This is a genomic window from Bacillus sp. 11B20 (assembly GCF_056098985.1).
Genome location: NZ_JBLZWZ010000004.1, coordinates 1 through 24,432, shown reverse-complemented (window position 1 = coordinate 24,432; position 24,432 = coordinate 1). Strand labels below are relative to the sequence as shown.

Annotated in this window: 25 protein-coding genes, 1 rRNA gene and 2 other annotated features; all 26 genes read right to left on the bottom strand. The window is 41.8% G+C overall.

Features of this window, described 5'->3' with window-relative positions:
• Positions 1–43: 43 nt before the first annotated feature.
• Positions 44–3,625, bottom strand: a complete 3,582-nt coding sequence (rpoB, locus tag ACN6NB_RS00555) for a DNA-directed RNA polymerase subunit beta (RefSeq protein WP_003217223.1) — start codon at positions 3,623–3,625, stop codon at positions 44–46.
• A gap of 255 nt (positions 3,626–3,880) precedes the next feature.
• Complete coding sequence (locus tag ACN6NB_RS00550; RefSeq protein WP_039175972.1) at positions 3,881–4,486, bottom strand: class I SAM-dependent methyltransferase; 606 nt, start codon at positions 4,484–4,486, stop codon at positions 3,881–3,883.
• Between the two features lie 96 nt (positions 4,487–4,582).
• Positions 4,583–4,948 (bottom strand): 50S ribosomal protein L7/L12, encoded by a 366-nt coding sequence (gene rplL / locus ACN6NB_RS00545; RefSeq protein WP_008345418.1) that lies wholly within the window; start codon positions 4,946–4,948, stop codon positions 4,583–4,585.
• A 48-nt stretch (positions 4,949–4,996) separates the two neighbouring features.
• A complete protein-coding gene (gene rplJ / locus ACN6NB_RS00540; RefSeq protein WP_024425590.1) occupies positions 4,997–5,497 on the bottom strand; it encodes a 50S ribosomal protein L10 in 501 nt (166 codons plus the stop codon).
• 69 nt (positions 5,498–5,566) lie between these two features.
• Positions 5,567–5,707 (bottom strand) — a sequence feature (ribosomal protein L10 leader region).
• A 49-nt stretch (positions 5,708–5,756) separates the two neighbouring features.
• Positions 5,757–6,455: a 50S ribosomal protein L1 gene (rplA, locus tag ACN6NB_RS00535; protein ID WP_007496292.1), complete on the bottom strand. Its 699-nt coding sequence runs from the start codon at positions 6,453–6,455 to the stop codon at positions 5,757–5,759.
• Positions 6,456–6,554: 99 nt separating this feature from the next.
• On the bottom strand, positions 6,555–6,980 hold the full coding sequence (gene rplK / locus ACN6NB_RS00530) for a 50S ribosomal protein L11 (protein ID WP_003216956.1): 426 nt from the start codon (positions 6,978–6,980) through the stop codon (positions 6,555–6,557).
• A 171-nt stretch (positions 6,981–7,151) separates the two neighbouring features.
• Entirely contained in the window at positions 7,152–7,685 is a 534-nt protein-coding gene (nusG, locus tag ACN6NB_RS00525; RefSeq protein WP_003217197.1) for a transcription termination/antitermination protein NusG, read from the bottom strand.
• A 171-nt stretch (positions 7,686–7,856) separates the two neighbouring features.
• Entirely contained in the window at positions 7,857–8,033 is a 177-nt protein-coding gene (gene secE, locus ACN6NB_RS00520; protein WP_008345422.1) for a preprotein translocase subunit SecE, read from the bottom strand.
• Positions 8,034–8,067: 34 nt separating this feature from the next.
• Positions 8,068–8,217, bottom strand: coding sequence for a 50S ribosomal protein L33 (gene rpmG, locus ACN6NB_RS00515; RefSeq protein ID WP_008356502.1), 150 nt, complete (start codon positions 8,215–8,217; stop codon positions 8,068–8,070).
• Between the two features lie 76 nt (positions 8,218–8,293).
• Positions 8,294–8,950, bottom strand: a complete 657-nt coding sequence (gene sigH, locus ACN6NB_RS00510) for an RNA polymerase sporulation sigma factor SigH (protein ID WP_008345424.1) — start codon at positions 8,948–8,950, stop codon at positions 8,294–8,296.
• Positions 8,951–9,013: 63 nt separating this feature from the next.
• Positions 9,014–9,526 (bottom strand): ribosome-dependent mRNA decay endonuclease Rae1/YacP, encoded by a 513-nt coding sequence (gene rae1 / locus ACN6NB_RS00505; protein WP_024425589.1) that lies wholly within the window; start codon positions 9,524–9,526, stop codon positions 9,014–9,016.
• 2 nt (positions 9,527–9,528) lie between these two features.
• A complete protein-coding gene (gene rlmB, locus ACN6NB_RS00500) occupies positions 9,529–10,278 on the bottom strand; it encodes a 23S rRNA (guanosine(2251)-2'-O)-methyltransferase RlmB (protein ID WP_024425588.1) in 750 nt (249 codons plus the stop codon).
• Complete coding sequence (locus ACN6NB_RS00495) at positions 10,262–10,693, bottom strand: Mini-ribonuclease 3 (protein ID WP_024425587.1); 432 nt, start codon at positions 10,691–10,693, stop codon at positions 10,262–10,264. Before ACN6NB_RS00495 ends, rlmB begins: the two co-directional genes overlap by 17 nt.
• Before the next feature lie 3 nt (positions 10,694–10,696).
• Positions 10,697–12,097 carry a cysteine--tRNA ligase gene (gene cysS / locus ACN6NB_RS00490; RefSeq protein WP_034283904.1) on the bottom strand — a complete coding sequence of 467 codons (1,401 nt, stop codon included), beginning with the start codon at positions 12,095–12,097 and terminating at the stop codon, positions 10,697–10,699.
• Positions 12,094–12,747 carry a serine O-acetyltransferase gene (gene cysE / locus ACN6NB_RS00485; RefSeq protein ID WP_034283914.1) on the bottom strand — a complete coding sequence of 218 codons (654 nt, stop codon included), beginning with the start codon at positions 12,745–12,747 and terminating at the stop codon, positions 12,094–12,096. The genes cysS and cysE overlap by 4 nt, the downstream gene beginning before the upstream one ends.
• 82 nt (positions 12,748–12,829) lie before the next feature.
• Positions 12,830–13,056 (bottom strand) — a binding site (T-box leader).
• The gene (gene gltX, locus ACN6NB_RS00480) at positions 13,056–14,507 is read right to left on the bottom strand and encodes a glutamate--tRNA ligase (protein WP_039175968.1); all 1,452 of its coding nucleotides are present in this window, start codon (positions 14,505–14,507) and stop codon (positions 13,056–13,058) included. Its footprint overlaps the feature before it by 1 nt.
• 94 nt (positions 14,508–14,601) lie before the next feature.
• Positions 14,602–15,078: a 2-C-methyl-D-erythritol 2,4-cyclodiphosphate synthase gene (ispF, locus tag ACN6NB_RS00475; protein ID WP_003216928.1), complete on the bottom strand. Its 477-nt coding sequence runs from the start codon at positions 15,076–15,078 to the stop codon at positions 14,602–14,604.
• 3 nt (positions 15,079–15,081) lie between these two features.
• Positions 15,082–15,771 carry a 2-C-methyl-D-erythritol 4-phosphate cytidylyltransferase gene (ispD, locus tag ACN6NB_RS00470; protein WP_039175965.1) on the bottom strand — a complete coding sequence of 230 codons (690 nt, stop codon included), beginning with the start codon at positions 15,769–15,771 and terminating at the stop codon, positions 15,082–15,084.
• Positions 15,772–15,784: 13 nt separating this feature from the next.
• Entirely contained in the window at positions 15,785–16,885 is a 1,101-nt protein-coding gene (locus tag ACN6NB_RS00465) for a PIN/TRAM domain-containing protein (protein ID WP_047203808.1), read from the bottom strand.
• 153 nt (positions 16,886–17,038) lie between these two features.
• Positions 17,039–18,118 (bottom strand): DNA integrity scanning diadenylate cyclase DisA, encoded by a 1,080-nt coding sequence (gene disA / locus ACN6NB_RS00460; RefSeq protein WP_024425581.1) that lies wholly within the window; start codon positions 18,116–18,118, stop codon positions 17,039–17,041.
• Between the two features lie 2 nt (positions 18,119–18,120).
• Positions 18,121–19,500: a DNA repair protein RadA gene (gene radA, locus ACN6NB_RS00455; protein WP_025092231.1), complete on the bottom strand. Its 1,380-nt coding sequence runs from the start codon at positions 19,498–19,500 to the stop codon at positions 18,121–18,123.
• Between the two features lie 93 nt (positions 19,501–19,593).
• A complete protein-coding gene (gene clpC / locus ACN6NB_RS00450) occupies positions 19,594–22,029 on the bottom strand; it encodes an ATP-dependent protease ATP-binding subunit ClpC (RefSeq protein ID WP_007496263.1) in 2,436 nt (811 codons plus the stop codon).
• Positions 22,026–23,117, bottom strand: coding sequence for a protein arginine kinase (locus tag ACN6NB_RS00445; RefSeq protein ID WP_058838237.1), 1,092 nt, complete (start codon positions 23,115–23,117; stop codon positions 22,026–22,028). Before ACN6NB_RS00445 ends, clpC begins: the two co-directional genes overlap by 4 nt.
• Before the next feature lie 4 nt (positions 23,118–23,121).
• Positions 23,122–23,679: a UvrB/UvrC motif-containing protein gene (locus tag ACN6NB_RS00440; protein WP_024425862.1), complete on the bottom strand. Its 558-nt coding sequence runs from the start codon at positions 23,677–23,679 to the stop codon at positions 23,122–23,124.
• A gap of 14 nt (positions 23,680–23,693) precedes the next feature.
• The gene (locus ACN6NB_RS00435) at positions 23,694–24,158 is read right to left on the bottom strand and encodes a CtsR family transcriptional regulator (protein ID WP_003217184.1); all 465 of its coding nucleotides are present in this window, start codon (positions 24,156–24,158) and stop codon (positions 23,694–23,696) included.
• A 177-nt stretch (positions 24,159–24,335) separates the two neighbouring features.
• Positions 24,336–24,432, bottom strand: a 5S ribosomal RNA gene (gene rrf, locus ACN6NB_RS00430); the annotation flags it as partial.

The window sequence follows — 24,432 nt, the reverse complement described above, 5'->3', positions numbered from 1 at the left end:
AATCTTCGGGTTATACCCTAGTCACTTGCTCTAATCGTTTCTGCTATTCTTTTGTGACTGCGTCACGTTCAAGATCGACAGGTGCGAGGTCTGCAGCATCTTCGTCATTAGATAACGCTAATCCGTCTGCTTTCTTCGTTTCCTCATCGTCTTCTAAATCTCTCATTTCTATCTCTTCTTCATCGCCAGATAGGATTTTCACATCCATACCTAAACTTTGAAGTTCTTTGATTAACACTTTGAATGATTCAGGGACACCTGGTTCAGGTACGTTATCCCCTTTGACGATGGCTTCGTATGTTTTCACACGACCCACAACGTCATCCGATTTAACTGTTAAGATCTCTTGAAGTGTATATGCTGCACCGTAAGCTTCAAGTGCCCATACTTCCATCTCTCCGAAACGCTGACCACCAAACTGTGCTTTACCGCCAAGTGGCTGCTGCGTAACAAGTGAGTATGGTCCAGTTGAACGAGCGTGAAGTTTATCGTCAACCATGTGAGCCAGTTTGATCATGTACATGATTCCGACAGATACACGGTTGTCGAATGGTTCACCAGTTCGACCGTCATAAAGGACTGTTTTCGCATCACGAGACATACCTGCTTCTTCAAGCGTTTCCCAAACATCTTCCTCGCGCGCACCATCAAATACTGGTGACGCAATGTGGATGCCAAGGTAACGTGCAGCCATACCCATATGAAGCTCAAGTACCTGACCGATGTTCATACGAGATGGTACCCCTAGAGGGTTCAACATGATATCGATCGGTGTTCCGTCTGGAAGATACGGCATATCTTCTTCTGGAAGGATTTTAGAGATAACCCCTTTGTTACCATGTCGTCCGGCCATTTTGTCACCTTCAGAAATCTTACGTTTCTGAACGATGTATACGCGGACTAACTGGTTTACACCTGGAGGTAATTCATCTCCATCTTCACGGTTAAAGACTTTTACATCGTGGATAATTCCGCCGCCGCCGTGTGGAACACGTAGAGACGTATCACGCACTTCACGAGCCTTTTCACCGAAGATTGCATGTAATAGACGTTCTTCAGCTGTTAGTTCAGTTACACCTTTAGGCGTTACTTTTCCTACAAGAAGGTCTCCGTCTTTTACTTCTGCACCAATACGGATGATTCCGCGCTCGTCAAGGTTGCGTAAAGCATCTTCCCCAACGTTTGGAATATCACGAGTGATTTCTTCTGGTCCAAGCTTTGTATCACGAGCTTCTGATTCATATTCTTCAATATGAATAGACGTGTAGACGTCATCTTTTACAAGGCGCTCACTCATGATGATCGCATCCTCGTAGTTGTAACCGTCCCAAGTCATGAAGCCGACCATGACGTTACGTCCTAGAGCCAATTCACCTTTTTCCATAGAAGGTCCGTCTGCAAGGATTTCTCCTTTAACGACTTCATCTCCAACACTTACGATAGGACGCTGGTTGTAGCAAGTCCCTTGGTTAGAGCGGACAAATTTCAGCAAGCTGTATTTGTCTAGGTTTCCTTTGACTTGTTGTCCGTCAACGTCTTCATAACGGCGAACCCAAATATTTTTTGCTTCTACGCGTTCTACAACACCTGGGTAACGGCAGATGACAGCAGCACCAGAGTCTTTACCTGATACGTACTCCATACCTGTACCAACAATCGGTGATTCTGGCTGCATCAAAGGCACAGCCTGACGCTGCATGTTCGCTCCCATTAGAGCACGGTTAGAGTCATCGTTTTCTAAGAATGGGATACATGCTGTCGCTGCAGAAACAACCTGCTTTGGCGAAACGTCCATGTAGTCAACGCGGTTTCGAGGAACAACGGTGTTTTCCCCTCTGAAACGAGCAATGATATTATCATCAATAAACGAACCATCTTCACCTAATATAGCGTTCGCTTGTGCTACTACGTAGTTATCCTCTTCATCAGCAGTTAAGTAATCGATTCTCGGTGTCACTTTACCAGTTTCAGGATCAACCCGGCGGTAAGGTGTTTCGATAAATCCGAAGCGATTCACTTTTGCGAATGAAGATAGAGAGTTGATCAAACCAATGTTTGGACCCTCTGGTGTTTCAATCGGACACATACGTCCATAGTGAGAGTAGTGAACGTCACGAACTTCCATTCCTGCACGCTCACGTGTCAAACCACCCGGTCCAAGCGCTGACAGACGACGTTTGTGCGTCAATTCAGCAAGCGGGTTTGTTTGATCCATGAACTGAGATAGCTGAGAACTACCAAAGAACTCTTTGATAGAAGCGATCACAGGACGAATGTTGATCAGCTGCTGAGGTGTGATTGTGTTTGTGTCTTGAATTGACATTCTTTCACGAACAACACGCTCCATTCTGCTTAAACCAATACGGAATTGGTTTTGCAGAAGTTCACCTACGGAACGCAGACGACGGTTACCAAGGTGGTCGATATCATCTGTGTCACCTACACCATGAAGAAGGTTGAAGAAGTAACTGATTGATGCAATGATGTCAGAAGGCGTGATGTTTTTCACAGCTTCCTCTACATATGCATTTCCAATCACGTTAATCACTTGCTCGCCTTCTTGATCAGACGGTGCATAAATCTTAATAGATTGAAGTTCTACTTCATCTTCTACTACGCCACCATTAGGATAAAGCTTTCTAAATCCGATGCCGTTTTCTAAGTATGGAAGAACTTTATCAAGAACTCTTCTGTCTAAAATTTGACCTTTTTCTGCTAGAATTTCACCTGTTTCAGGGTCAACTAACGTTTCAGCCAATTTTTGATTGAACAGTCTATTTTTAATATGAAGCTTCTTATTAATCTTGTAGCGTCCAACATTTGCTAGGTCATATCTCTTCGGATCGAAGAAGCGAGAGTCTAGCAAGCTTTTCGCATTTTCAACAGTTGGCGGCTCTCCAGGGCGGAGGCGCTCGTAGATTTCGAGAAGTGCTTTATCCGCATTCTCTGTATTGTCTTTTTCCAGCGTGTTGCGTAAGTATTCATTCTCGCCAATGAGGTCAAGAATCTCTTGATCAGAGCTGAAGCCGAGAGCACGCAAAAGAACCGTAACCGGCAACTTACGTGTGCGATCGATGCGTACATAGACTACATCCTTCGCATCAGTTTCGTATTCTAACCATGCGCCACGGTTTGGAATGACAGTCGCAGTAAAACCTTTTTTACCGTTTTTGTCTACTTTACCACTGAAATATACACTTGGAGAACGCACTAACTGAGAAACGATTACACGTTCCGCACCATTAATGATAAAAGTACCTGTGTCTGTCATGATTGGGAAATCACCCATGAACACGTCTTGGTCTTTTACTTCTCCAGTTTCTTTGTTAATTAAACGAACTTTTACTCTTAGTGGAGCAGAGTAAGTTACATCACGTTCTTTTGATTCTGCTACAGGATACTTAGGATCCCCTAGGCTGTAATCAATGAATTCAAGAGAAAGGTTACCAGTAAAATCCTCAATTGGGGATATATCTTGAAACATCTCTCTAAGACCCTCATCAAGAAACCACTGATAAGAAGAGGTTTGAATTTCAATGAGATTTGGTAATTCTAACACTTCGCTTATGCGTGCGTAGCTTCTGCGCTGGCGGTGTCGTCCATACTGAACTAGTTGACCTGTCAACTGATTCACCCCTCAAATCATGCGTATTATATGTGTAAAAAGTATTTCTGTCTTTCAAATGTCAGTAAAGAAATACTTTTACAAGACAAAAGAAAAAAGGGTTTCTAAAATAAGAAAACCACATCCAAAAACAAATACCGATTTTATTAGTTTTCCCAAGTATGCATAATTTATACAAAATAGTTGTTTTTTAAGCCTATCAAGCAAAATATACACATTGGCATTTTATAATGTTAACACAGCTAGGAAACTGCGTCAAACTTTTTTAGCTTTGATTATATAGTAGCCCTTTTTTTTCAATACAACCTCGACTTCTCCAAAGAGCTGCTCTAATTTTTCAATCGCAGATGGTCCACCTTGCTTTTTCTGAATAACCACCCACAACTCACCTTCCGGCAATAAATGATCAGCACTTTTTTCAAAGATCGCATGTACAACTTTCTTCCCTGCCCGTATTGGGGGATTGGTCAGTATAGAGGCAAAAGCAGCTGAGGAATGAACATTCGAGAACAAATCACTTTGATAGATGTGAACATTATCAATGCGATTATGTTTAGCGTTTTCCTTTGAAAGTTCGACTGCTCTTTCGTTCACATCAATCATATGAATGGTACGGCTAGTCATTTCGTTTGCTAACGATAAGCCGATCGGTCCATAACCGCAACCGACATCTAAGACATCGCCATCCAAGTCAGGTTCTTCGAAAGCTTCAATTAAAAGCCTTGAACCAAAGTCGACTTCTTTCTTAGAAAACACTCCACTGTCACTTGTAAAAGTAAAGGTACGGTTTCTCAAGGTGAAGTCCCATGTCTGTTTATTGCTTTTCACTGATGGCTTTTCCGTATAATAGTGGTCACTCATGGTGAATGGACCTCCTCTGGATTCAATCGTTTCAGGAGATTAGAAAAGAAAAAGCCCGCCAGTAAAAGCGAGCTTTCCCAAAAGATTAGGCGAAGATTACTTAACTTCTACAGAAGCGCCAACTTCTTCAAGCTTAGCTTTAAGTTCTTCAGCTTCTTCTTTAGCAATACCTTCTTTAAGTGGTTTTGGAGTGTTGTCAACAAGTTCTTTAGCTTCTTTCAAGCCAAGACCAGTGATTTCACGAACCACTTTGATAACTTTGATTTTTTGGTCTCCAGCACCAGCAAGTACTAGATCAAAATCAGTTTTTTCTTCAGCAGCAGCACCGCCACCAGCAGCTACAGCTACAGGAGCAGCAGCAGTTACGCCAAATTCTTCTTCGATTGCTTTTACTAAGTCGTTTAACTCAAGTACAGTTGCTTCTTTAACTGAAGCAATGATTTCTTCGATATTTAAAGCCATTTGTAATTCCTCCATTTTAAGTTTTTTTACGTAAACGTAAAGTACGCATTAAGCGCCTTGTTCTTCTTTTTGATCTGCAACTGCTTTAGTAGCAAGAGCAAGATTACGAACTGGAGCTTGAAGAACGCTAAGCAACATAGAAAGTAAGCCTTCGCGAGACGGAAGTTCCGCAAGAGCCTTCACTTCTTCTACAGTCGCTACGTTTCCTTCGATGACACCAGCTTTGATTTCTAAAGCTTCGTGGCTTTTCGCAAATTCGTTGATGATTTTCGCAGGTGCGATAACATCTTCGTTACTGAATGCGATAGCGTTTGGACCTGTTAAGAAATCGTTTAAACCCGTTAGTTCAACTTGTTCAACTGCACGGCGAGTCAAAGTGTTTTTGTAAACTTTGAATTCTACGCCAGCTTCACGAAGCTGTTTACGAAGTTCAGTCACTTCAGAAACTGAAAGACCGCGGTAATCTACAATGACAGTAGACATACTATCTTTAAATTTAGAAGTAATTTCATCAACGACAACTTTTTTAGTATCGATTGCATTGCTCATGGTTACACCTCCTGTACATTCTTTGTGTAACACTTATACCGATCAGGCAATCACGTTCCTAACGAACGGTTCTCCATATAAAAAGCCTCCATTAAGACATGGAGGCTGTATATACAAGCATACGTTAACGTAAGACTGTGACATATACACCTCGGCGGGTTAATTAAGCCATAAGGCCCCTGCTGTCTACGGTATAAATGGACATTATTCTATTTTACAACATTTTGATATTATCAAAATGGTTGTCATAAGTCAAGAATTATTTTGCAGAGAAAGAAGATGGATCCACTTTCACGCCAGGGCCCATAGTAGATGTAACAGAAACGTTTTTCACGTATACACCTTTAGCCGCTGCAGGTTTTGCTTTAAGGATTGTGTCATAGATTGTTGCAAAGTTCTCAACAAGCTTTTCGTCCTCGAAAGAAACCTTTCCGATTGGCGCGTGGATGTTACCAGCTTTATCAACGCGGTATTCTACTTTACCAGCTTTGATTTCATTGATTGCTTTTTCAACTTCAAACGTTACAGTTCCTGTTTTAGGGTTTGGCATAAGACCTTTTGGTCCAAGTACACGACCGATCTTACCAACTTCACCCATCATGTCAGGTGTCGCAACGATTACATCGAATTCGAACCAACCTTGTTGGATTTTAGTGATGTAATCAGAATCTCCAACGTAGTCTGCTCCAGCAGCTTCTGCTTCTTTTGCTTTTTCGCCTTTAGCGAACACAAGAACGCGTTGAGTTTTACCAGTTCCGTTAGGAAGTACAACTGCACCGCGGATTTGTTGATCGTTTTTACGAGGGTCTACGCCCAAACGAAAAGCAACTTCTACAGTCGCATCAAATTTCGCTGTATTTGCTTTTTTTGTAAGAGAAACAGCTTCAGCTACATCATACGCTTTAGTACGTTCGATCAGCTTAGCAGCTTCTACATACTTTTTACCTTTTTTAGCCATTATAAAAATCCTCCTTATGTGGTTTTAGCGGAATAACCTCCCACGAATAAGGGTTGCGAACTTGTCAAAACCAAACTCGCAACCCAACAAGACAAAAAATTAATCTTCGATGACAATACCCATACTGCGTGCAGTACCTTCAACCATGCGCATAGCTGATTCAACGCTAGCAGCGTTTAAGTCAGGCATTTTTGTTTCCGCGATTTCGCGTACTTTATCACGCTTAACAGTTGCCACTTTATTACGGTTAGGTTCACCAGAACCAGACTCAATACCAGCTGCTTTTTTAAGTAAAACTGCAGCAGGTGGAGTTTTAGTAATAAATGTAAATGAACGGTCTTCAAAAACCGAAATTTCAACAGGAATGATAAGACCAGCTTGGTCAGCTGTACGAGCGTTAAACTCCTTACAGAATCCCATGATATTAACACCGGCTTGACCTAGTGCAGGTCCAACTGGTGGAGCTGGGTTAGCTTTTCCAGCAGGAATTTGCAATTTAACAACTTTAACTACTTTTTTAGCCACGAGACACACCTCCTTAAAGTCCGTGATGTGGTAATAGGGGAATCCCCCTCCCACTCAACAACTTCATTCTTTATATGAATGACGAAATAACTAGCTAGCGATCTTGAGTGAACTCAAGACGTACCTTTGCTATATTACCACTTCTATACACTCATTTCAAGCTCTTTTGAATTACAATTTATCGATCTGCGTGAACTCAAGTTCAACAGGTGTTTCTCTACCAAACATATTAACGAATACTTTGACTTTGCTTTTATCGTAATCAATTTCTTCAATAGAGCCAGTGAAGTTAGCAAACGGTCCATCGATAACCTTAACTGTTTCTTTGAGCTCAAAGTCGATTTCTGTTTTGCGTTCTTCAAGACCCATTCTCTTCAGAATGGTTTCAGCTTCGCCTGGCAGCAGCGCAGTTGGCTTTGAGCCTGACCCAGCTGATCCAACGAATCCAGTGACACCCGGTGTATTACGAACAACATACCAAGAGTCGTCAGTCATCACGATTTCCACTAGGACATAGCCAGGGAACACTTTCTTTTTGACGACTTTTTTCTTACCATTTTTAATATCCGTTTCTTCTTCTTCTGGTACGACGACGCGGAAGATTTTATCCTGCATGCCCATTGATTCAACACGCTTTTCCAAGTTCGCTTTTACTTTGTTTTCATAGCCAGAGTACGTATGCACAACATACCAATTCTTTTCCATTTTCGTTCAGGACTATTTAGTCCTTCCCTCCCCACATTTCATAATGTCTATTTGACGAATCTCGAGTACCGGTAAATATTTTCAAGCAATTGAAAAAACCCGTAAAACGGGTTTTTTGGCAAGTCATATTATGATCTATTATAGCACGTTCAGCAGACCATTATTCAAGTATTAATGAATTAATTCGATTAATTGTGAGATTCCTATATCAAGAAAAGAGAAAAAGATTGCAAAGAATACGACTGTTAAAATAACAGTGATTGTGTAGCGGACCATTTCGTTCTTCTTTGGCCAGCTGACCTTTTTCATTTCTTTTCCGACACTTTTTAAGAAACTGATAATACGCATGTAAAAGACCTCCACAGAATAAAGAACGCAAATCTTACTTCGTTTCTAAATGTGTTTTATGTGAATTACAAGTCTTGCAATATTTCTTAACTTCTAATCTTTCAGCTGCTGAAGCAACACTTTTCATTGTCGTATAATTGCGGCTTCCGCAGTCTTTACAGGCTAGAGTAATCTTTTTCCTCATATTTACACCTATTTTCTCGACATCATTTCATTAGTACCTTATCACAGTGTCGAAAAAGCTGTCAATATAGGTTTGATTAGAGACTAATCTCGCGAAGCTCTAAATATTTCTCTAATTTTCTCTTTACTCTTTGGAGTGCGTTATCAATTGATTTCACATGACGGTTTAAATCTTCAGAAATCTCTTGATAGGATCTGCCATCAAGATAAAGCACAAGTACCTTTCTTTCCAGCTCGCTAAGCAGTTCACCCATCTTCATTTCGATATCATCAAATTCTTCTTTGCTAATGATTAAGTCTTCTGGGTTAAGCGCTTTAGCACCGGAAATGACATCTAATAATGTTCTGTCCGATTCTTCATCGTAGATCGGCTTGTCTAATGATACATAGGAATTTAACGGGATATGTTTTTGGCGAGTAGCTGTTTTAATTGCGGTGATAATTTGGCGGGTAATACATAATTCTGCAAAAGCCTTAAATGAAGTAAGCTTGTCCTCTCTGAAATCGCGGATAGACTTATAAAGTCCGATCATTCCCTCTTGGACAATGTCCTCTCGATCCGCTCCTATCAAGAAATAAGATCTTGCTTTCGCACGTACAAAATTGCGGTATTTCGTTATTAAATAATCTAGCGCATCACTATCTCCGACATGAACCCTTTCAATGACTTGTTCATCTTCCAACTGGCAAAATTGCTCTCTGATGGACTTACCCTTGCTGTTGTTTAGATTCACTTCGATCCCCCCGACCGCACCTAGATAGAAATATTATACATTAATGGTTGAAATATCGTCAAGCTATTCCAGATTCCCGCGCCGCCATTTTTCAAACGTTTTCAATACATCTTCTGACAATTCAATCTTAGATGCTGGTTTATCAGAAGTAATCTTTTTGACTCTCGTTTCAATCTTTCGTTCTATCACTTCAATCTCTCTTAAAAGCTCACGAGCCGACTTCCGAAGAGCTCCTTGTCCAAAAATAGCCCATTGTTCCGTAAAATCTGAGGTTGCCACATGAATTTGCGTCCGAATATTATTCAAATCCTGCGCCAGCTTTTCAATCCGCTCATCCGCCGTTTCATTCTCTCTCGTAAAGATGACCTCTACTCGGTGATTGGTCCGCTTCTTTTCAATTCCTTTAACCATATGGGCATCGAATACGACAATGACTCGATACCCTGTGTATGCTTGATATTCTGCTAAATGTTGAATCAGAACGTCTCTGGCTTCTTCAAAGCTGTTTTCCTTTAAGTGCTGCAGCTGAGGCCATGCACCTATCATGTTGTATCCATCGACTAAGAGGATATCCATCTCTATTCTCCTAACGGATAACGTTTTCGATACACTTCATACATCAATAGACCAGCGGCAACTGATGCATTCAAAGAAGTAACCTTCCCGGCCATAGGCAGTTTAATTAGAAAATCACACTTTTCCTTAATCAATCGGCCAATTCCTTTACCTTCACTGCCAATCACAAGAGCCAGCGGCATTGTACCATCAAATTGTCTGTAATCCTGTTTAGCAGACGCATCTGTTCCCGCAACCCAGATTCCTCTTTCTTTCATTTCATCAAGGGCTCTTGAAAGATTGGTCACTTTTGCAACAGGAATATGCTCAATTGCTCCAGTGGATGCCTTAGCAACTGTTGTTGTTAGACCGACCGCTCTCCTTTTTGGAATGACAATCCCGTGTGCCCCTACAGCATCTGCCGTACGCATAATCGATCCTAAATTATGCGGATCTTCAATTTCATCTAAAATCAGAAAGAAAGGCTGCTCATTCCGCTTTTCAGCGATTTGATACAGATCGTCCAATTCTGCATATTCATATGCTGCTACTTGCGCAACGATTCCCTGGTGCTGACCTGTCACCATTTGATCAAGCTTTTTCCTCGGAACATACTGAATGGTGATATTTTGCTTTTTAGCGAGTTCAATGACCTGCTGGGCTTGTCCTTTTACAGTGTTTTCTGCCATCCAGAGCTTGTATAACTCCCGATCTGACTTCAGTGTCTCAATCACTGCATTTTTCCCAATGACATAATCATGTTGCTGACTCATTTGTCTTCCTCCCTGACGTTCCGATTTCAATCGCCTGACCAATCAGCTCTTCTAAGCGTTCGTCCTGCTTTTCGATAAATAAATAACCCATGAGCGCTTCAAACGCTGTACTATAACGATACGTTTGAACGTCTGTGTTTTTAGGCACTGTGCCTGATTTTGCATTTCTTCCTCTTTTCAGCACCGCTTCTTCTGCTTCAGTGAAAAAGCCTTGCTGCTGAAGCGTAAATAAAATAGCAGCCTGTGATTTAGCTGAAACAATTTTGCTTGCTCGTTTGTGCAGCTCATTTGGTTTTGTTGCCCCCGTTTGGAGGAGGTGATGCCTCACATATACTTCAAAAATGGCATCACCCATATAAGCCAGCGCAAGTCCATTCAGCTGTTTACCGTCTTTCAGCTTTTCAAAATTCAACATTGCCTATTCTCCTCTTTTCCAGCGAGTACCTTGAGGAGTGTCCTCCAACACAATATTCATGTTCTTTAATTGGTCACGAATTTGATCAGATAGGGCAAAGTCACGATTTCTTCTAGCTTCATTACGTTTTTCAATTAACGCTTCTACCTCTTCGTCAAGCGTGTGCTTTTCTTCTAATGAGAAGCCAAGAACAGACGTAATTTCTTGGAACAAGCCGATAAATGCCTTGATCACTTCCTCCGAAGTATGATCATTTTCCATATAATAATTCGCCTGTTTCGCTAATTCGAATAAAACAGAGATCGCATTTGCTGTATTGAAGTCATCATTCATTTCAGAAATAAATGTCGCACGCTGTTCTTCAATTTTTGCCAGCCATTCAGCATTGTCTTCCGTGATATTCGTGCTGCTCTCGAGACGGTGATGTAAATTCGCATACGATGTTTTGAGTCGGTTAAATGCACTCTTTGTACTTTCTAATAAATCCATTGAGTAGTTAATTGGGTGACGATAGTGAACCGACAACATAAAGAAGCGGAGCACATCAGGATCTTGTTCTTTCACAATGTCATGCACCAGCACAAAGTTGCCAAGTGATTTTGACATTTTTTCATTATCAATATTAATATACCCGTTATGCATCCAATACTTCGCAAAAGGCTTCCCTGTCAAAGCCTCAGATTGGGCAATTTCATTCTCATGGTGCGGGAATGTTAGATCTTGTCCGCCAGCATGAATGTCAATCGTATCACCTAAATATTTTTTGACCATTGCCGAGCATTCGATGTGCCAGCCTGGGCGTCCTTCGCCCCATGGGCTATCCCATGAGATTTCCTGATCCTTTGCAGCCTTCCAAAGAGCAAAGTCCAGTGCATCTCGTTTCTTTTCACCTACACGAATACGGGCACCTGTCTTCAGTTCATCAATCGATTGATGTGAAAGCTTTCCATAGCCTTCAAATGAGCGTGTGCTGTAATACACGTCACCATCTGCTTCATAGGCGTAGCCTTTTTCAATCAATGTCGCAATAAACGCAATGATATCATCCATGTTTTCCGTTACTCGCGGGTGAAGGTCTGCTTTTTTGCAGCCTAGTGCACTGACGTCTTCGAAGTAAGCTTGGATAAACCGGTCAGCAATTGTCGGCACATCTTCTCCGAGTTCATTGGCTGCTTTGATGAGTTTATCATCCACATCTGTAAAGTTTGATACAAAGTTCACATCGTAACCGCTGTATTCTAAATACTTACGTACAGTGTCATAAACAATAGCAGGTCTAGCATTCCCGATATGAATGTAGTTATAAACGGTTGGTCCGCACACATACATCTTGACCTTTCCTGGCTCAAGCGGGACAAATTCTTCTTTCTTACGTGTCAATGTATTATAAATATTGATTGTCATGATTGTTCTTCCTTTCTGCTCAATGAAGCCAGCTCACCTTTTAGCTTTTCCATTTCTCGTTCCAATTCTTTAAAACGATCGGAAATTGGATCTGGCAAATCTTGATGATTGAGATCACGATTGATTTTCTTTCCATTTTGAACGACGACTCGCCCAGGTATACCGACAACGGTGGAATGGTCGGGTACGTCCTTTAACACGACCGACCCCGCTCCAATCTTGGCTCCTTTTCCAACTGTAATGGAACCAAGCACCTTGGCACCTGTCGCAATGAGGGCATCGTCTAAAATGGTCGGATGCCGCTTTCCCTTTTCTTTCCCTGTTCCCCCTAATGTCACGCCTTGGAAAACAGTGACGTTGTCTCCAATTTCACATGTTTCCCCGATCACAACGCCCATGCCGTGATCAATGAAGAACCGCCTGCCAATGGTTGCCGCTGGGTGAATTTCCACCCCTGTGAAAAAACGGCTGACCTGAGAAATGATCCGCGCAATAAAATACAGCTTCCGCTTATAAAATGCGTGCGCAATACGGTGAGCCCAAATCGCATGAAGCCCTGAATAGGTTAGCACTACTTCAATATAGCTTCTAGCAGCAGGATCTTGATCAAACACAGTATCAATATCTTCTTTCAGCATTTTGAAAAACACATGCTCCCCCCGTTCTTCCCCATCAATCTCTCTTAGGACTTGCTCTCTTTTTTTGGACAAATAAAAAACGCCTCTGCCAAATGACAGAGACGTTTTGAAAACGCGGTTCCACTCTGTTTAGAAAGCCACTTTTCAGCCTTCTCAACTTAATCCCATAACGGAGGATACCGCCCTTGCATACTAACGTACGTGTTCCTCAAGGGTCTTGAGGGTGCATTTCCAACGTCTGCCCATAAGTCTCTTTCAGCCGGTGGAGACTCTTTCTGTGATGGACGAGTACATTGTACTTCTCCCTCGCAACGATTTCCTTATATTTGTTTAATGCGGTTTAATACCGTTTCTTTACCTAGTAATTCAATACTTTGCGGAAGTTCTGGGCCATGCGTTTGTCCTGTGACAGCCACACGAATCGGCATGAATAGTTTCTTGCCTTTATGCCCTGTTTCTTTTTGTACCGCTTTAATGGCAGCCTTGATTTCATCAGGTGTGAAAGACTCAAGCTGTTCAAGCTGACCTGCAAAAGATGCCATCACTTCTGGTACTTGCTCCTCTGCTAGAACTTCCTTTGCCTCTTGATTATACTCAATTTGCTCCTTAAAGAACAACTCTGTTAACTCAACAATTTCTGCTCCGTAGCTTAATTGTTCGTGATACAGAGAAATAAGCTTGCGTACCCATGTGTTTTCTTCTTCTGTCAGCTGCTCACTTACCTTGCCTGCTTTTTGAAGATGCGGAAGTGTTAGTGCCACAACCTGATCAAGATCAAGTGCTTTCACGTATTGGTTGTTCACCCATTTTAGTTTATGCATATCAAATAGAGCTGGTGACTTAGAAAGTCGATTCACATCGAAAATGTCGATGAATTGCTCTTTTGTAAACAGTTCTTCTTCGCCCACTGGAGACCATCCAAGTAATGCAATGAAGTTAAACAGAGCTTCAGGTAAATATCCTAAATTCTTATATTGCTCGATGAATTGAATAATTGATTCATCACGTTTACTTAATTTCTTGCGGTTTTCGTTCACAATCAACGTCATATGTCCAAATAGCGGAACATCCCAGCCAAATGCATTAAAAACCATAATTTGTTTAGGCGTATTTGAAATATGATCCTCTCCGCGAAGAACGTGAGTCATTTTCATCAAATGATCATCCACGGCTACGGCAAAGTTATAAGTTGGCGTGCCATCTTTCTTCACAATAACAAAATCACCGATGCCATCTGTTTCAAACGAAATATCGCCTTTAACCATGTCGTCAAATTTGATGATTTCTCCTTTTGGCACTCGGAAGCGGATGCTTGGCTCTCTTCCTTCAGCAATTAGCTTGTCCTCTTCTTCTTTTGATAAATGACTGCATTTACCAGAATATCGAGGCATTTCACTGCGGGCGATTTGTGCTTCACGCTCTGCCTCTAGCTCTTCAGCCGTACAATAGCACTTATACGCCAAGTCCTTCTCTAAGAGCTCGTCATAATATTTTTTGTAAATATCATTTCGCTCTGATTGTCTGTAAGGACCGTAACCGCCATCTTTATCAATGCTCTCATCCCAATCAATACCGAGCCATTGCAGGTGGCGAAGCTGGCTTTCCTCCCCGCCTTCTACATTACGCTTTTGATCCGTATCCTCGATTCGAATAATAAATTTGCCGCCTTGGCTGCGTGCGAACAAATAGTTGAAAAGAGCCGTTCTAGCATTCCCAATATGTAAATGACCAGTTGGACTCGGTGCATAACGAACACGCACTTCATTTCCCATGAGTTTAACTTCCTTTCATCTGCATCATGTTGTCTGACACCAATTTTTTATAAACGTATTTTATCATCAAAACCCATTCTCATCAAAATGGATTTTACTTTTTCTGAAGAAGCACTGTTGCCTGAGAGGCAATTCCTTCGCCTCTTCCTGTAAATCCGAGTTTCTCTGTCGTTGTTGCTTTGACGTTCACCTGTGTGACATCTGCCTCAAGTGCTTCTGCGATTTTCTCACACATTGGTTGAATGTAAGGTGCCATTTTTGGTTTTTGCGCCATGATGGTGCAGTCAATATTCACAAGTGTGTAACCTTTTTCTTTCACAAGTGCCCACACATGCTGCAATAATTTAAAAGAATCTGCATCCTTAAACTCAGGATCTGTGTCTGGGAAATGTCTGCCGATATCTCCTTCAGCAATCGCACCCAGGCAGGCATCTGCCACTGTGTGAAGCAGTACGTCAGCGTCTGAATGCCCTAGCAGTCCCTTTTCATAAGGGATGGTGACCCCCCCGATAATCAGAGGTCTCCCCTCTGTTAATTGATGTACATCAAAGCCTTGTCCTATTCTCAACATGATCTAGTACCCTCTTTCCGCATCCATAATTGCCTTGGCAACCAGTAAATCATCCGGTGTTGTCAGCTTAATATTGGTATAGTCTCCTTGGACAATATACACATTCTCGCCATGTAATTGTTCAACAAGACTGGCGTCATCTGTTCCAAGGAAGCCTGTCCGCTCCGCATGTTCATGCGCCTCTTTTAAAATAGAATGACGAAAAGCTTGTGGGGTCTGGACCGCCCACAAGCTCTGACGTTCAATGGTTTGTTCCACTTTGCCTTCTTGAACGCGTTTGATTGTGTCTTTCACTGGTACCGCTACAACTGCGGAGCCTTTTTCAATCGCTGCTTTAACGAGCAAGTCAATCTGTGTATGCTTAATAAAAGGCCTTGCTCCATCATGAACAAGCACGATGTCCGCATCTTTCACAGCCTTTAATCCTTCGTATACACTTTGCTGACGTTCTTCACCGCCAGTGACAAGTGAAACAGGCGTTTGAAAAGCGTGTACCTTGAGTAGCCTTTCAAAGTCTTGACGCTCCTCCTCATTGATCGCTAGGATCATGCGTTTGCATTGTGAATGAGCGTCAAACACCTTTAATGTATGAATGATGACCGGCATTCTTTTCAGCTCGATAAAAAGCTTATTGCGGCCGGCCTTCATTCGTTTCCCCTGCCCCGCAGCCGGAATAACTACTTCATAATACATGTTCGTTCTCCCTTTAGAGCGCCTTCTCCAGAAGTTTTGGCTTCGCAAAAATCATTCTTCCAGCAGCAGTCTGCAGCACACTTGTGACGAGTACATCGATGTCTTTTCCAATGTAATTGCGTCCTTCTTCGACCACAATCATCGTACCGTCATCTAAATAAGCAACACCTTGGTTATGCTCTTTCCCATCTTTGATGACTTGTACCTTCATTTCTTCCCCAGGCAGTACAACCGGTTTAACCGCATTGGCTAGATCATTGATGTTTAACACTGCTACTTTTTGAAGTTCGCATACTTTATTTAAATTAAAATCATTGGTCACAACAACACCTGAAGTTAATTTCGCGAGCTTCACAAGCTTGCTATCAACCTCTTGAATGTCTTCGAAGTCACCTTCGTAAATTTCAACTTTGATATCCAATTCTTTTTGAATACGATTTAAAATATCAAGACCTCTTCGGCCTCTATTTCTCTTTAATACATCTGAGGAGTCTGCAATATGCTGTAATTCCTCGAGTACAAATTGAGGAATGACCATGACACCTTCTAAGAATCCAGTTTGGCAAATATCTGCGATTCTTCCATCAATGATAACACTTGTGTCTAAAATTTTCAGCTTTTTATCTTCTATTTCAGGTTCATCATCAGCTGCTCCTTTTTTCTTGCTGACCTTTGCAGAACGGGAGAACAGCCCCATCATTTCATCCTTCTTCTTAAAGCCTACCTGAAACCCAAGGTATCCTAAAAAGAAAGCCAGGAAAATCGGAATAATGGTACCAAAAATATGATATGGGATATTGTTTAGCGGGATCACGTTTACAATAAGATATGCTAGAATAAGTCCAAATACTAATCCGAAACTTCCAGATATAAGATCAGGAAGAGGCGCCTTCAATAGAGAATCCTCGATCCATTTCACCCAATTTACCACATAACCTGTGCACCATTTGCCGATGATCAAGAATACAGCGGCTCCTATTAGTGCTGAAGAGTAAGCATTTGTTATGAAAGGTATGTCCTTTACATTTAAAAGCAGAAATAACTCTGGAATGATAAAAATCCCCACAACTGCACCAAAAATGATAAAAAACGCCTGAACGATTCTTTTTAACATACCTTCACCTCCTTTATTTTTCATCTGTCAATCCACCTTCATCTGACATTGATATATGTTTAAGTTTCCTATCATGAGCAACAGAAAACAAAACCATCATTAATATACCCATATTCATCCATTTTTAACCGTAATAGAGAAAAATTTCTCTTCTTAAAGCTGACGGTCGATATAATGTTTTTCTTGTAACCTTTTTAATCCTTTTTTTATCTTTTTCGCTCTTACTTCTCCAATTCCTTCTACTTCATCCAATTCTTGTACATCCGCTTCCATAATTCGATCTAGCACACCGAATGCTTCAACCACATTTTCAACGATCGGCATTGGCAGTCTAGGGATTTTATGGAGCAACCTGTATCCTCTTGTGTACACATATTCGTCAATATTTGTAGAAGCTGGATATCCAAGTAACTTGTACAGAATGGAATCATCTAAAAGCTCAAAGCTCGACATATCTTGAAGTTGTTTAAGCAGCACATACGGATCTTTAATCTTTTCTTTCACGTAATCTTTAATAAATAAAGCCGCTTCCTGCTCCATATCTGTAATCAGCTCATTGACCTGTAGACGGATCAAGTGTCCTTCTGTTCCAAGCTCTTTGATATACATATTGATTTCATTTTTGATTCTAAGAACCATTTCGTAGCGGTGCAGCACGGATAATACATCACCAAAGGTCACAAGCTCTTCAAATTCTAGGGCGCTTAACGCAGAAATGGCGTGATCTAAAATGGTTTTATATTTCTCAAGTGTTTGAATGGCTTGATTCGCCTTTGTTAAAATAAAACCAATATCTTTCAGCGTATAACGACGATTCCCTTGGTATAAGGTAATGACGTTCCTCCGTTCAGAAATGGCAATGATTAAGCAGCCTGTCTGCTTCGCTACACGTTCAGCCGTCCGGTGCCTCATGCCTGTTTCCGATGAATGGATGGTGGCATCTGGCATCAGCTGTGTATTCGCATACAAGATTTTTTGACCAGAATCGCTAAGAATAATAGCCCCGTCCATCTTCGCCAATTCATATAAATGTGCTGGAGAGAAGGCAGAATTAATGTGAAATCCTCCATCTACCACACTCTTTACTTTGTCATTATAACCAACAACAATGAGCCCGCCAGTATTGGCTCGCAAGACGTTTTCAATCCCTGCCCGCAGAGGTGTTCCTGGTGCCACAAACTGTACAATATCTAAGAGATCGAGTTCTCTCGCTCCTTTTTTCTCTTTTTCCATTTCTATGATCCCCCTAGTGAAATTCGAAGTGCCTCCGCTACATTTTCTACACCAACTAACTCAATCCCTCTCGGCTTTTTCCATCCGTCTATATTCGCCTGAGGAATAAACATTCGCTTAAATCCTAGTTTCGCAGCTTCCTGCACTCGCTGTTCAATTCTTGATACTCTTCTGACTTCTCCCGTCAGACCGACCTCTCCTATAAAGCAATCCGCTTGATGCGGCGCTGCGTCTTTAAAGCTTGATGCAATACTGACGGCAATAGCTAAGTCAATCGCCGGTTCGTCAAGCTTCACACCGCCTGCGACCTTTAAATACGCATCTTGGTTTTGCAGCAGCAGCCCCACGCGTTTTTCTAAAACTGCCATGAGCAGCGATACTCGATTATGATCAAGGCCAGTGGCCATTCTTCGCGGATTCCCAAAGCTTGTCGGGGAAATTAATGCCTGTATCTCGACAAGTACGGGTCTTGTTCCTTCCATTGAGGCAACAACACACGAACCAGATACACCTGCCGACCGCTCTTCTAAAAAGATTTCTGATGGGTTTAATACTTCCGTGAGTCCTTCCTCTCTCATTTCAAAGATCCCCAATTCATTCGTTGAACCAAATCGGTTTTTAACCGCCCGTAAGATACGAAACGTATGATGACGCTCGCCTTCAAAATAAAGAACTGTATCCACCATATGCTCTAAAAGGCGTGGACCTGCGATCGAGCCTTCTTTGGTCACGTGACCAACGATAAAAATAGGAATCCCATTTGTCTTGGCAATTTTCATCAGCTGTGCTGTACATTCTCTTACTTGAGATACAGAGCCGGGAGCTGACGTGATATCGCTTTGATAAACGGTTTGAATCGAATCCACCACAACAAAAGCAGGTTTCATCTCCTGTATAGCAGACGTTATATACTCCATATCGGTTTCAGCCAAAACATGTAAAGAGGCGCTTTCAATACCAAGGCGGTCCGCTCTTAGCTTCGTTTGTTTAATGGACTCCTCACCAGATATGTACAACACATTCTGATTTTTATCTGAGAGCTGTGCTGATACTTGTAATAATAAAGTGGACTTCCCAATCCCAGGGTCTCCGCCAATGAGAACAAGAGAGCCTTTGACAATTCCACTTCCTAATACTCGGTTAAATTCTTCTAAATTCGTTTTAATTCGGGGTTCTTCGGATGTTTCAATTGCAGATATAGGTGAAGGTTTTTGAATGGTTTGAACAGAATGATTAAAAGCACTACGACGGTTTGCCGGCTCTTTGCGAACGACCTCTTCTGTCATACTGTTCCACGTGCCGCAGCCTGGACATTTCCCCATCCATTTGGCTGACTCATAACCGCACGATTGGCATATAAATTTTGATTTTGTCTTAGCCATAGATTGAAGAATACAACTCCTTATACTGGTCAGAAAATAAGTAAAGGGAGGCATACACCTTGCTGGTATGCCTCACACTTTTTTCTTACTATATTAGTTCGTAGCAGCCGTCGCTTTTACGACAATTTCTCCATCTTCCACATCTAATACGATATGTTGACCTTTTTCAATATTGCCCTTCAGAAGCTCCTCAGAAAGTCGATCTTCTACATGCTTTTGAATCGCTCTTCTTAACGGACGCGCACCGTACTCAAGATCTACTCCTTCGTCGGCAATCTTCGCTTTTGCTGCTTCCGTCAATTCAATTGATAGGTCTTGTTCTTTTAATCGTTTTGTCAATTGATCAGACATGAGAGACACGATCTCTTTGAGATGTTTCTTCTCAAGCGAGTGGAAGACAATGATTTCATCAATACGGTTGATAAACTCAGGTCTAAACGCACGTTTCAACTCGCCCATCACTTTGCCTTTCATATCCTTGTAATTTTGACTTTCGTCCTGCACGTTAAAGCCAACGTATTTATTGCGCTTCAGCTCACTAGCTCCAACGTTTGATGTCATAATCAAAATCGTATTTCTAAAGTCAACGGTACGCCCTTTAGAATCCGTCAGACGACCATCTTCTAATACTTGCAGTAAGATATTAAATACATCTGGATGAGCCTTTTCAATCTCGTCTAATAGAACGACAGAATAAGGTTTTCTTCTCACTTTTTCAGTCAGCTGTCCACCTTCATCATAACCGACATATCCTGGAGGTGACCCAACAAGTCTGGATGTAGAGTGTTTCTCCATGTATTCAGACATATCAATACGGATCATTGCTTCTTCATCACCGAAAATAGACTCGGCGAGTGCTCTTGCAAGCTCTGTTTTACCAACCCCTGTTGGTCCTAAGAAGATAAAGGAACCGATTGGACGTTTTGGATCTTTTAGGCCTGCACGCGCACGTCTCACAGCTTTCGCTACAGCAACAACTGCTTCATCCTGCCCGATCACACGAGAGTGGAGTAATTGTTCCATATTCAGAAGCTTATCTGTCTCCGTTTGAGCAATTTTTGAAACAGGCACTCCCGTCCAGCTGGAAACGACCATTGCGATATCATCTACAGATACCTCTGAATTCTCTTGTCCCTGCTTTTCTTTCCATGATTTCTTTGTCACTTCTACTTTTTCACGCAAACGCTGCTCTGTATCGCGAAGAGAAGCTGCTTTTTCAAATTCTTGACTTTGAACTGCCGCATCCTTTTCCTTGCGTACTTCATCCAGCTTTTGCTCTAGTTCTTTTAGGTTAGGCGGTGTTGTGAACGAACGCAAACGGACTTTCGAACCTGCCTCATCAATTAAATCAATCGCCTTATCTGGAAGGAATCTGTCAGAGATATAACGGTCAGACAGCTTCACTGCCGCCTCAATCGCTTCATCTGTAATAGACACACGGTGATGTGCTTCATACCGGTCTCTAAGTCCTCTTAAGATTTGAATACTCTCATCAACAGAAGGCTGATCTACTTGAATTGGCTGGAAACGTCGTTCAAGCGCAGCATCCTTTTCAATGTATTTACGGTACTCATCTAATGTTGTCGCTCCAATACATTGAAGCTCACCACGTGCTAAAGATGGTTTTAGAATATTAGACGCATCAATTGCACCCTCTGCTCCACCAGCACCAATGAGTGTATGAAGCTCATCGATAAAGAGAATGATATTTCCTGCCTGACGAATTTCGTCCATGACTTTTTTCAAACGATCCTCGAATTCACCACGATATTTCGTTCCAGCTACAACGGTTCCCATATCCAGTGTCATCACTCGTTTATCACGCAGGATTTCAGGCACTTCGTTATGAATAATTTGCTGTGCAAGACCTTCTGCGATGGCTGTTTTACCAACACCAGGCTCACCAATCAGCACAGGGTTATTTTTTGTTCTTCTACTTAGAACCTCAATGACACGTTGAATTTCTTTGCTTCGGCCAATGACTGGGTCCAAGCTGTCCTCTTTTGCAATAGCAGTCAAATCTCTTGCCAAGCTATCAAGTGTTGGTGTATTTGCATTGCTATTAGAGCCTGCCGCAGATGCACCTGTTTCATTGCTTCCAAGCAGCTGCAGGACTTGCTGACGTGCTTTATTTAAGCTCACTCCGAGGTTATTTAAGACACGGGCAGCGACACCCTCTCCCTCACGAATAAGACCTAATAGAATATGTTCTGTCCCTACATAGGAATGACCTAGCTTTCTTGCTTCATCCATTGAAAGCTCAGTGACCTTCTTCGCTCTAGGCGTATAATGAGGAATAGCTTGAGACACCTCTTGCCCTCTTCCAATCAAGCTTTCGACTTCTTTTTGGATTTTATCTGAAACAAGGCCCAGTGCTTCTAACGCTTTGGCAGCGATGCCCTCCCCTTCACGTACAAGGCCAAGTAAAATGTGCTCAGTACCAATATTCTTATGGCCTAGGCGAATGGCTTCTTCTTGTGCAAGTGCTAATACCTTTTGAGCTCTTTCAGTGAATCTTCCAAACATCATATCGTTTCATCCTCCTGTCCATTCCTATGCATTTCTAAGCGCAGCCTTTCTCTAATAATCGCTGCTCGTTTTATATCTCGTTCATTTGGCTCCAAGGCTCCTCCTGAATATTGTTGAAGGAAGCCAGGCTGGGTCAAAATCATGAGTTCATTCAGTATATTACTTGAAAGCCCCTTAATGATACCTAAATCAATTCCAAGCCGCACATCTGACAAACACTTTGCTGTTTCTTTTGATTCAATCATACGACAATTGGCCAAAATTCCCAAGGACCGGTACACTCTGTCCTCAAGTTCAATTTTAGATGTTTGATATAAAGCTTTTCGTGCAGATCGCTCTTGTTCAATGAGCTGAGCGGTCACACTATTCAAGTCATCTACAATGTCTTCTTCTGATTGACCAAGTGTCATTTGATTTGAAATTTGAAAGATGTTCCCTATTGCTTCGCTGCCCTCACCATAAATTCCTCTGACCACAAGTCCTAATTGATTAATGGCGGGAATAATACGATTCATTTGTCTCGTGAGCGCTAATGCCGGTAAATGCATCATGACCGAAGCCCTAATACCTGTACCTACATTAGTCGGACAGCTTGTTAAGTATCCTCGCTTTTCAGAAAATGCATAATCCACTTGCTCTTCAATCCAGTCATCTACCTGATTAGCCGCTTTTAGTGCATTGGCTAGCTGAAAACCTGGGAATAAGCATTGGATTCGAATATGGTCTTCTTCATTCAACATCACACTAATTTCTTCATTCTCAGAAAGCAAACAGCCGCCAAATCTTGATTCAGCTAAATTGGGGCTGATCAAATGTTTTTCAACAAGTACTCTCTTTGCTAAAGGCTGCGTTTCATTCATTCGAATCAGAACAAAGTTTCCAATGTCCTTCACTTCCTGGCTAGCAAACTTTTGCTCGAATTGCTGGAGAACAGCTTCAGCTTCTTCTTGAGAAAACTGAGTTGGGAAACGAACATGCTCTAGATTGCGCGCTAGCCGGATTCGACTGCTTAGAACAATGTCACTTTCTGGTCCTTTTTGTTTCATCCACTGACTTAGAGCGTCTTGAATAAAATGCTGGAGCGACATGTCGTTAATCTCCCTCCCTCTGCTGAGATTGCTCATGCTCTAATGCACGAATTTGATCTCGAACTTCCGCTGCTTTTTCGAACTCTTCCTGTTCAATCAGCTGCTTCAGCTCTTGCTGCATTAACTCAAGTTTCCGGCGGACATGCAGGCTGCCGGCAATTCGTTTTGGGACTTTCCCATTATGGACTGTATTTCCACTATGGACTTTCCGTAAAACAGGGTTCAGATACTGATCAAATGTGCGATAGCATTCTGCACAGCCAAATCGGCCTGTTTTTCTGAACTGCTGAAAGGTTAAGCCACACTTAGGACATTGATCCACTTCTTTCGCTTCTTGAAAAATAGATGAGCCCTTGTTAGCACTTGTGGTGAAGCTAGGATCAATATTTAATAAGCCTGATAATAAGTTGTGAATCGAGAAACCTTGGTTTCCACTCATAGCATATGAGTCACTGTTTTCTTTTGCACATTGTTCACATATGTGCATTTCTTGTTTTTCTCCATTTATAACTTTCGTAAAGTGAAAAGTGGCTGGTCTCTCATTACATTCTTGACAAATCAATCTTTCCACCCGCTTTACTTTAATTTCAGAGCATTTAACATCGCTTTCATCATCCGAGCTCGCAGTTCATCACGTTCAGGTAAATCAATATGCAATACAGAACGGTCCATGACACTAATCATCATCTTAGCTTCTCTTTCAGATAAAATGTTATTTTCAACAAGACGCATGATGATGTGATCAGATGCAGCCTGTGATAAACGATGATATATTTGGGAAATAATGTTGTTCAATAAGTCCACTTCATCATTCATTTTGACTTTAATGATGCGGATATAGCCACCGCCGCCACGCTTACTTTCAACGATATAGCCTCTCTCGCTCGTAAAGCGTGTATTGATAACATAGTTAATTTGTGAAGGTACGCATTGAAATTTATCTGCAATTTCATTGCGTTTAATTTCTAATATTTCTCGACCGTTCTGATCCAAGACTTCCTTCAAATACTGCTCGATGATATCAGAAATATTTTGTGCCACTCCGCCTCCTCCTCCATTGACTTTGACTATATTTGACTTTAATCTTACTATAAATTTTTTCGGTCGATTTTTCAAGATAATCGCTCAACTAACAATATTATTTCCACATTTATATGGTGCCAAACCTCCAAAAAAAACAAAAAAGACCAGTTCCAAATGGAACTGATCCTGATAGAAGCTTGGCGGCGTCCTACTCTCACAGGGGGAAACCCCCAACTACCATCGGCGCTGAAGAGCTTAACTTCCGTGTTCGGTATGGGAACGGGTGTGACCT

Coding starts and splice junctions, on each gene's coding strand:
- ACN6NB_RS00550 (WP_039175972.1), bottom strand. CDS start 4,486: ATGAGTGACCACTATTATACGGAAAAGCCATCAGTGAAAAGCAATAAA.
- rplL (WP_008345418.1), bottom strand. CDS start 4,948: ATGGCTTTAAATATCGAAGAAATCATTGCTTCAGTTAAAGAAGCAACT.
- rplJ (WP_024425590.1), bottom strand. CDS start 5,497: ATGAGCAATGCAATCGATACTAAAAAAGTTGTCGTTGATGAAATTACT.
- rplA (WP_007496292.1), bottom strand. CDS start 6,455: ATGGCTAAAAAAGGTAAAAAGTATGTAGAAGCTGCTAAGCTGATCGAA.
- nusG (WP_003217197.1), bottom strand. CDS start 7,685: ATGGAAAAGAATTGGTATGTTGTGCATACGTACTCTGGCTATGAAAAC.
- secE (WP_008345422.1), bottom strand. CDS start 8,033: ATGCGTATTATCAGTTTCTTAAAAAGTGTCGGAAAAGAAATGAAAAAG.
- rpmG (WP_008356502.1), bottom strand. CDS start 8,217: ATGAGGAAAAAGATTACTCTAGCCTGTAAAGACTGCGGAAGCCGCAAT.
- rae1 (WP_024425589.1), bottom strand. CDS start 9,526: ATGGATATCCTCTTAGTCGATGGATACAACATGATAGGTGCATGGCCT.
- rlmB (WP_024425588.1), bottom strand. CDS start 10,278: ATGAGTCAGCAACATGATTATGTCATTGGGAAAAATGCAGTGATTGAG.
- ACN6NB_RS00495 (WP_024425587.1), bottom strand. CDS start 10,693: ATGTTGAATTTTGAAAAGCTGAAAGACGGTAAACAGCTGAATGGACTT.
- cysS (WP_034283904.1), bottom strand. CDS start 12,097: ATGACAATCAATATTTATAATACATTGACACGTAAGAAAGAAGAATTT.
- gltX (WP_039175968.1), bottom strand. CDS start 14,507: ATGGGAAATGAAGTGCGTGTTCGTTATGCACCGAGTCCAACTGGTCAT.
- ispF (WP_003216928.1), bottom strand. CDS start 15,078: ATGTTGAGAATAGGACAAGGCTTTGATGTACATCAATTAACAGAGGGG.
- ispD (WP_039175965.1), bottom strand. CDS start 15,771: ATGTATTATGAAGTAGTTATTCCGGCTGCGGGGCAGGGGAAACGAATG.
- ACN6NB_RS00465 (WP_047203808.1), bottom strand. CDS start 16,885: ATGTTAAAAAGAATCGTTCAGGCGTTTTTTATCATTTTTGGTGCAGTT.
- disA (WP_024425581.1), bottom strand. CDS start 18,118: ATGGAAAAAGAGAAAAAAGGAGCGAGAGAACTCGATCTCTTAGATATT.
- radA (WP_025092231.1), bottom strand. CDS start 19,500: ATGGCTAAGACAAAATCAAAATTTATATGCCAATCGTGCGGTTATGAG.
- clpC (WP_007496263.1), bottom strand. CDS start 22,029: ATGATGTTTGGAAGATTCACTGAAAGAGCTCAAAAGGTATTAGCACTT.
- ACN6NB_RS00445 (WP_058838237.1), bottom strand. CDS start 23,117: ATGTCGCTCCAGCATTTTATTCAAGACGCTCTAAGTCAGTGGATGAAA.